Source organism: Polynucleobacter sp. JS-Safj-400b-B2, assembly GCF_018881975.1.
GTDB lineage: Bacteria > Pseudomonadota > Gammaproteobacteria > Burkholderiales > Burkholderiaceae > Polynucleobacter.
Genome location: NZ_JACVPJ010000014.1, coordinates 46,488 through 52,565 on the forward strand (window position 1 = coordinate 46,488; position 6,078 = coordinate 52,565).

Below are 6,078 nucleotides of genomic sequence, written 5' to 3' on the forward strand. Positions count from 1 at the left end.
ATTAACGCCCTAAATACGATTCGATAACACGTTCATCGCGCTTAACTTCATTTAAAGTACCTTCAGCTAATACTGAACCCTCAGCAAGGACAGTAACTTTCCCTTTTTCGCCTGCCAATGCAGCAACAAACTCCATATCATGCTCTACGACCATCATTGAGCACTGGCCCCGTAAAGAATTCAGTAATTGAGCTAAACGCATCGTCTCTTCATCCGTCATGCCAGCTACAGGCTCATCAAGTAATAAGAGTTTAGGCTGCTGCATTAAGAGCATGCCTATTTCTAGGCGTTGCTTTTGACCGTGAGAGAGAAGACCAGCTTCATGGTAGGCCTCTGACTCAAGCTGAGTAAGCGCTAGAACCGCTTCTATTAAGTGACGTCCCTCTAAATCCAATTTAGCCACTAATGAGTGATGCCATGACTTATCCCCCGCCATTGCTAACTCTAGATTTTCCCAGACAGGATGCTGCTCAAAGACAGTAGGCTTTTGAAACTTACGCCCTATACCAATCTGGGCAATCTGAGGCTCATTTATTGCCATGAGATCAATAGTTGACCCTAAATATAAAGAGCCTTCAATGCCTGCAATGGTTGAACGGGTTTTGCCGGTAATTACATCCATCAAAGTTGTTTTACCAGCGCCATTAGGACCAATCACGCAACGTAATTCACCAACATCTATTGTCATTGAGAGTTTATTGATAGCCTGAAAGCCATCAAAATTGACTGACAAATCTTCCACATACAGTATTCCTGTATGTGAGGTATCGATTCCTTTTTCAAGAAAGTGTGCACTCATTTAGAACCACCTTTCTTACCCAGCAATTGGTGATAGATGCCCAATAAACCATTGGGTAAGAATAAGGTTACCAATACAAACATGAGGCCCAAGAAGAATAACCAGTACTCTGCAAAGTTAGCCGTGAAAAAGCTTTTAGCTCCACTTACGGTAAATGCACCGATAATTGGGCCGAGTAAAGTACCGCGCCCGCCGACTGCAACCCAGATGGCCATCTCAATTGAGTTCGTTGGAGACATCTCGCCTGGGTTAATGATTCCAACTTGAGGAACAAACAGGGCTCCTGCAATCGCACATAAGATAGCAGATACCACCCAAATAAAGAGTTTGAATCCTAAGGGGTTGTAACCACAGAACATCAGTCGTGACTCAGCATCACGAACTGCTGTAATGACTCTGCCCATCTTAGATGTGACTAGAGCTCTGCACAGAATAAAACTTCCCAACAAAATCAAAAAGGTAACAATAAACAGTGTGACACGAGTGCTTGGGGCGCTAATGGAGTAGCCCAAAATACGCTTAAAGTCAGTAAACCCATTATTGCCACCAAAGCCAGTTTCATTTCTGAAGAACAAGAGCATGGCTGCATAAGTAAGGGCCTGGGTAATGATGGAGAAATACACACCTTTAATTCTGGAGCGGAATGCAAAGTATCCAAATATCCAAGAAATAATTCCAGGCACTAAAATTAACATCAAGAGCATCCACCAAAAGTGATCGCTGCCCTTCCAGAACCAAGGCAACTCTTTCCAGTCCAAGAAGACCATAAAATCTGGCAACTCACTTTTATAGACTCCATCAGTACCAATCTGGCGCATAAGGTACATGCCCATGATGTACCCACCGATCGCAAAAAACAATCCGTGGCCTAAGCTTAATATCCCACAATAACCCCATACCAAATCAAGCGCTAAGGCAGCAATTGCAAAACACATAATCTTGCCAATTAAAGTGAGCGCATAAGAAGACATATAAAAAATACTAGTCTCCGGAACTACTAATGAAAAAATGGGAACACCTATCACAACGCAAAGCGTTAGTGCAACTAAAGCAATATAGGCACGCTTACTTAGAATCGATTCCCGTTCCGGGACCTGTAATCCGAAGCTTGAAGAAGGGGCAAGTTTTCTGATATCCATATTAATCAACGCTCCTCCCTTTCAATGCGAAGAGGCCTTGAGGACGTCTTTGGATAAAGATGATAATAAATACTAAGATGGCGATCTTAGCTAATACGGCGCCGATAAATGGCTCAAGCAACTTGCTTGTAATTCCTAGACCAAATGCGCCATATATAGTGCCAGCAAGTTGTCCTACTCCACCAAGTACTACCACCATAAAGGAGTCAACAATATAGCTTTGACCTAAATCGGGGCCAACATTACCGATCTGTGAAAGCGCAACCCCACCCAATCCAGCAATACCAGCACCAAAAGCGAATGCATACATATCAACACGAACCGTTTTAACACCCACACATGCTGCCATGGTTCTATTTTGAGTTACTGCTCTGATAAAAAGCCCTAGTCGCGTTTTATTCAGAACCAGCCAAGTCACGATGACTACTGCGATAGCAAAAGCAAAAATAATGATACGGTTATAAGGAACAACTAAATTTGGTAGCACTTGTATAGCACCAGACATCCAGCTGGGATTCGCTACTTCAACGTTTTGGGCGCCAAAAATAGTTCTCGTTAATTGGATCATCAGCAAGCTAACGCCAAATGTGGCAAGCAAGGTCTCTAGCGGACGGCCATATAAAAACTGAATGACTGTTCTCTCAATCAAAATACCAACTAATGCAGCTGCCAGAAAAGCTACTGGCATAGCAAATAATAAGTACCAATCTAAATAGCCTGGGGCGTATTGCCTAAAGAAGCCTTGAACTACATAGGTTGCATAGGCACCCACCATGAGGAACTCACCATGAGCCATATTAATGACGCCAATTAAGCCATAAGTAATGGCTAGACCTAATGCGCAAAGCAAAAGGATGCTGCCATAACTAAAGCCTGCTATGACATTGCCCAGAATCTCACCACTAAACTCAGATTTCTTAATCTTGGCTAGCGCCTTTTCAGCAGCTTCTTGAACTACTCCACCCTCTTTTGTCAGTGGCGCCAATAAAGCTGCTACTTTTGAATCGCCACTATCGCCAAGCAGCTCAATAGCCTTTAATTTAGATTCTTGATTATCAGACTGCAAAGCCAGCATCGCCCAAAGCTTTTCAACTTTTGCTTTGCGAGCAGGGTCATTCTCGGTAGCCAGTAATTTTTCAACCAAAGGAAGGGTATCTAGCTCAGGATCTTTCAGCAAGGCATCAACCGCTTTAGTCCGAATTTCAGGATCTGTGGATGCCAACTGCAAACCTAGTAATGAATTATCAACCTTTCCACGCAATTGATTATTGAGAATGACATTTTGTAATTCATCAGACTTAACAGAAGCACTTTGCCCAGTAAGCGCATCAAGATATTGATCGCCTTTTTGAATAACTACTCCCTGAGGGGATAAAAAAAGACTTTCAGCGCTCAAGGCTTGAAGAATTTCTAAGGCTTCGGGACTGCCCTCTTTAGATAAATACTGAACTACTTTAACTTTGGCATCGTAGTTATCAGTAAATAGAGGCTTTAAATCTGTCACATTAATTTTTGCAAAAGCAATTCCACAGAACAACAGGCAAGCAATCGATGGGATTAATTTTGAAAAAATAGAAAATTTCATTTGAGGTATTGGAAAACCTCCCCCGGAGGGGAGGTTAATTACTTTTAAGAATTACTTCACTTCATCAGGCTTGCCTGCATTACCATCAATATATTGACTCCATGGTTTTGCACGAATAGTGGTTGGAGTTTTATAGATCACATTAAACTGACCATCCGCCTTGATTTCACCAATCATGACTGGCTTATAGAGATGGTGGTTACTACCCATTTCTTCTAAGTATCCACTAGGTGTTTGTACCTTTTGACCAATCATTGCCTTTCTAACTGCTGCCACATCAGTAGTTCCAGCTTTTTCAACGGCAGCCTTCCACATCTTGATACCAGTACTTGTAGCTTCCATTGGGTCATTAGTGATAGGCTTGCTTGCACCAGGTAGTCCTTTAGCTTTCGAATACTCTGACCACTGTTTAATCCAAGCTTCATTTACTGGGTTTTTCACTGACATGAAGTAATTCCAAGCAGCTAAATGACCAACCAATGGCTTAGTATCAACACCGCGAAGCTCTTCTTCACCAACAGAGAAGGCTACAACAGGAACATCTTTAGCTTTCAAGCCTGCGTTACCTAGCTCTTTATAGAAAGGTACGTTTGAGTCACCATTAATGGTTGAAACAACCGCTGTCTTACCGCCTTGTGAGAACTTCTTAATATTAGCAACAATAGTTTGATAGTCGGAGTGACCAAATGGTGTGTATGTTTCTTGAATGTCCTCTTCTTTTACGCCCTTAGATTTTAAGAACGCACGAAGAATCTTGTTAGTTGTTCGTGGGTAAACATAGTCAGTACCTAACAGTACCCAACGCTTAGCACCACCACCTTCTTTGCTCATCAGATACTCAACCGCAGGAATTGCTTGTTGGTTTGGAGCCGCACCTGTATAGAACACATTCTTAGACATTTCTTCACCCTCATACTGCACTGGGTAAAAAAGTAATCCATTTAATTCTTCAAATACTGGTAGAACTGACTTTCTAGAAACTGAGGTCCAGCAACCGAATACGACTGCGACCTTATCTTTAGAAAGTAATTGTCTAGCTTTCTCAGCAAACAATGGCCAATTGGAAGCTGGGTCAACCACTACGGGCTCTAATTTACGACCCATAACACCTCCAGCTTTATTGATTGCCTCAATCTCCATCAAAGCTACATCTTTTAGGGATGTCTCAGATATAGCCATCGTTCCCGATAAAGAATGCAAGACGCCGACTTTGATTGGCTCCTTGCTTTGAGCCATTGCTAAATGGCTCAAACCTGCAAAACTTAAAGCTGCAGCTAAAGTTGATAACTTCAGAATAGATCTACGTTTCATCTCACTCCTCTTGGGTTAATTAGTCAAATGGGCAGGAATATTTAATGCCTTTATCCATTAAAGGATGTTTCACAATGGTGCAAATCCGATCAGTCACCAAAAATAGGCATATGCACCAAAAATATGCATAAAACTTAGAAAGATGGCACGATATCGGAGCATTTGCTGCAAGCGCAAACAAGAAAGTCACCCCGTTGATAGATCTCAACATTTAATGTGATAACCATTGAAAATGTGCAGTAATTGCCTACACACTTTCGAGCATGCCCAGCGTTACTTAAAGTAACGCTCAAATGACCAAACCTCACCTTTAGTCTCAAAAGCTAGCTTTTTGTGTGCTTTAGGTTGAGTTTAGGTTCTCTGGTTATGAGAGCAGAAGGCTTTGGATTTACTCATCATCCTCTTCGTCGTCATATTCATCCATCCAATCATAGGCAACCTTAAAGCCATCGCGATCTGGCTCACCTTGCCCGGGTAGAGGCTCACCCTCCTCTGCCATCTTAATAGCGTCTCTTTGATCTACCTCTTCTTTTGCCCACGTCAGCCAATCCTTAAGGTCTTCATTTGCATTGCGAATACTCTCGTTAGATTGAACCTCTGCAATGAATCTTCTAATCTTTTGTAGTTGATCCCATTCTTGAGAAATAGTACTTAACTGCTCCCACTTCCATTCTTTGACTTTAATAGCCCAAGCTCTGTCTAGTCTTTTTTGAGTTCGAATCTTCTGCTCAAGTTCGCGCTTTTCTCGCTCCTCTCTGGCTGCCTTAGCCTCAACAGCTATTTCGCTAAAAATAACTAAAGCCTTTCCTAACTGACTTTCTAAGCTAGCCCTGGATGTATCTTTAATCGTTCTTCTGCCGTAAAGATCATCATGAGATAGATGAAGCTCTAATTTGCCACCCGATCCATATTCAATGGTTTCATAGTAGTCATGACTAGTACCGTTGTGCGACCAAGTTTTCTTCTTTTTAATTGGCTTATCAAGCTTTGTACTTGCTTCGTATAAAGAGACAGAATACTTCTCACCATCTTTGATAAATCCAGTGACTTCTGGGTTCGAATAGCGCTTGTATTCAAATGTGTCATAACCGTTCTTCTTAAGCTCAGTTACCAGGGTTAGAAGTGGCTCAGCAAATCTGAACACCCCGATAAGTGAATTCTCTGCTATTTTGATGGGCCCTATGGGCCAGAAAGTAGAGAGAGTAAATGGCAAGACGACCAAGACGTACCCACTCACCCAAGTT

The 6,078-nt window shown here is 42.1% G+C and carries 5 protein-coding genes; all 5 read right to left on the reverse strand.

What is annotated here, in order from left to right; all coding sequences use genetic code 11:
• Nucleotide 1 precedes the first annotated feature (1 nt).
• Entirely contained in the window at nt 2-799 is a 798-nt protein-coding gene (urtD, locus tag ICN48_RS11855) for an urea ABC transporter ATP-binding protein UrtD (protein ID WP_216153891.1), read from the reverse strand.
• Nucleotides 796-1,938, reverse strand: a complete 1,143-nt coding sequence (urtC, locus tag ICN48_RS11860; RefSeq protein ID WP_216153892.1) for an urea ABC transporter permease subunit UrtC — start codon at nt 1,936-1,938, stop codon at nt 796-798. The genes urtD and urtC overlap by 4 nt, the downstream gene beginning before the upstream one ends.
• A 1-nt stretch (nt 1,939) precedes the next feature.
• Nucleotides 1,940-3,523 carry an urea ABC transporter permease subunit UrtB gene (urtB, locus tag ICN48_RS11865; RefSeq protein WP_216153893.1) on the reverse strand — a complete coding sequence of 528 codons (1,584 nt, stop codon included), beginning with the start codon at nt 3,521-3,523 and terminating at the stop codon, nt 1,940-1,942.
• Nucleotides 3,524-3,574: 51 nt separating this feature from the next.
• Nucleotides 3,575-4,834, reverse strand: coding sequence for an urea ABC transporter substrate-binding protein (urtA, locus tag ICN48_RS11870; RefSeq protein ID WP_216153894.1), 1,260 nt, complete (start codon nt 4,832-4,834; stop codon nt 3,575-3,577).
• A gap of 388 nt (nt 4,835-5,222) precedes the next feature.
• A partial coding sequence (locus tag ICN48_RS11875) for a hypothetical protein (RefSeq protein WP_216153895.1) occupies nt 5,223-6,078 on the reverse strand: 856 nt, incomplete at its 5' end.